This window comes from Sphingobium sp. WR1 (assembly GCF_059693745.1).
This window is the reverse complement of record NZ_JCATID010000076.1, coordinates 1-2095: the sequence shown is the minus strand read 5'-3', so window position 1 is coordinate 2095 and position 2095 is coordinate 1. Positions and strand designations below refer to the sequence as shown.

Below are 2095 nucleotides of genomic sequence, written 5' to 3'. Positions count from 1 at the left end.
GCGCGCAGCGGTCGCAAGGCGTCCGGATCGGGTTGATCTTCAACATTCCAGCTATAGTCACCGGTCAGCGAGATATGCTCCCAGCCCAATGGCGCGATGTGGCGTGCGATTTCGTCGGCTGTGCCGATGTCCGCCAGCGCCATTTCGAGATAGCGAGTGTTCCACAAGATGATGGCGGCGACGAGCAGGTTGAGGCCGGAGGCGCGATAGGTCTGGTTCTCGAACCGACGATCGCGCAGTTCGCCGAGCTGGTTGAAGAAGAGCGCGCGGGCGAGCGCGTTGCGGGCTTCGCCTTTGTTGAGGCCCGCCTGGGTGCGCCGGCGCAGGTCGATGTCGCGCAGCCAGTCGAGCATGAAAATGGAGCGTTCGAGGCGGCCCAGCTCGCGTAGTGCGAGGGCCAGTCCGTTCTGTCGCGGATAGGCGGACAAGCGGCGCAGCATTGCCGAAGCAGTGACGGTGCCGGTGCGGATCGACGTGGCGAACCGCAGCAGTTCGTCCCAATGCGCCGCGACATGACCCAATGCGATCGGTTCGGCCGTCATGCCGGCAAGCAAGGGGCCGGATTCTTGGCCGGGAAGGAGGTGTAAACGACGCTCCTTGATGTCGCGCAGGCGCGGCGCGAAGCGGTAGCCGAAGAAGGGCATGAGGCCGAACACATGGTCCGATGCCCCGCCCGTATCGGTGTAGTGCTCCTCGATCGTCAGGCCGGTCTGGTGATACAGCAAGCCATCCAGCACATAGGGCGCTTCGCCAGCGGTCGCCGCGATCACCCGACTTGCGAAGGGGTCATATCGATCCGAGACATGGGTGTAGAAGGCAACGCCTGGTTCGTTGCCGCTGCGCGCGTTGATGTCGCCGATCGCGGCCCCACGGCCCCCGGCATGAAATTGCTGTCCGTCGCTCGACGAAGTGGTGCCGTCTCCCCACAGCGCGGCGAGCGGCATGGCGCGATGGGCGTCGATCAGCCTTCCCAACGCTTCGCCATAGGCGGCTTCGCTGATGTGCCAGTCGTGAAGATGGGCGAGCTGACGCAGACTTGCGCCCCGGCAGGTTTCCGCCATGCGTGTGAGGCCGAGATTGATGCCATCGGCGAGGATGACCGTGAGCAGCGCATTGCGATCGTCGGCTTCCCGGCCCGAACGACGATGGATGAAGCATTCGCTGAACCCGGTCCAGGCATCGACCTCCAGCAGAAGATCGGTGATCTTCACGCGCGGCAGTCGATCATAGGCGGCGCGACGGGCAATCTCGGTGGCGGGCGGTGTTGCCGCCTTCAGCGGCGAGATGATGAGACCGTTTTCGTCAAGCTTAACCTGGGGCAGCTCCCCTTGCCGTGCAAGGACCGTTACCTGCTCGATCGCCGTGTCGAGCCTGGTGCGCCGTTCCTCGATATGGCGCTCGAAATCCGTTTCGATGGCGAGCGGCAACGGCCCCTTCTCGCGCAGCGCCGCAAAGGTCGCCGGCGGTATGAGATAGCTGTCGAAATCGCGAAACTGCCGGCTTCCCGCGACCCATATATCCCCGGCTCGCAACCGCTCGCGTAGTTGCGACAAGGCGCATAGTTCATAAGCGGCACGATCAACGATGCCATCCCGCAGGACGAACGGGCGCCATGCGGGCGGCACAAAGCGTAGCGGCACGCGATCAGGCAAGCGCCGTTTGCCGGTCCGATATAGCTCCGCGATGATGGCCAGCGCTGACAGGAGCCCCTGAACCGCGCCGGCGCCGCGAAACTCGAAGGCGTTGAGAAAAGCGCCGACAAAGAGCTTCACCGTCCGATGCCGCTCGATCAATTCGGCGGTGCGATCGACGGTTTCCGGTCGCCCGAGCACTTCGGCCTGCTCGACGGCCACGGCGAAGTGCTGCCAGTCCAGCGCCTCGATCTGCGCCAGAGAATCCACGCCCTTGCTGCGCGCGTCGATGAGGAGGCGGCAAGACCCCGTGAGCGTCCGGAGGTGGCCTTGCAACTCGCGCACCGTCTTGAGGGCTTTGTCGCGGGTCCGGTTCTCGGCGCGGCGCGCCATGCTGCCCAACAGCTTGTCGAACATCGTCAGGGTGGCGTCGGTCAGGCTTTCCTCAAGCCGGATGCCGGTTG

General features: G+C 64.6%; 1 protein-coding gene. It reads right to left on the bottom strand.

Annotation, left to right across the window (positions count from 1 at the left end):
* Window positions 1-2095 (bottom strand): Tn3 family transposase (locus AC58EF_RS28400; protein WP_497279697.1); only part of this gene is annotated, 2095 nt, incomplete at both ends.